Annotated in this window: 1 protein-coding gene; it reads right to left on the bottom strand. The window is 56.7% G+C overall.

All coding sequences use genetic code 11. The features are described from left to right. The coding region (locus tag C173_RS35715) for a helix-turn-helix domain-containing protein (RefSeq protein WP_036731039.1) at positions 1–216 on the bottom strand (216 nt) is incomplete at its 3' end. Position 217 lies beyond the last annotated feature (1 nt).

Below are 217 nucleotides of genomic sequence, written 5' to 3'. Positions count from 1 at the left end.
CTCGTATTTCTGCTCCACGTCCAGGAGGCGCTTCAGTTCCTCCACCTGCTCCTGGGGATACGGATGATCTTGTTCCCCGTGGGCCTCTCGGTAGTCCCTCACCCACTGATTCACCGTCGATGGGGTCACCCCATATTTCCGGGCAACCACCGCTGCCTTAATGCCAGACAACACCTCTTGCGCTGCCTTCTCTCTTGTTCCTGTTAAGTGTCCCATA

Source organism: Paenibacillus sp. FSL R7-277 (assembly GCF_000517965.1).
Classification (GTDB): domain Bacteria; phylum Bacillota; class Bacilli; order Paenibacillales; family Paenibacillaceae; genus Paenibacillus_AQ; species Paenibacillus_AQ silagei.
Note: the sequence above shows the minus strand (reverse complement) of the source record. Positions and strands in the feature narration are given on the sequence as shown.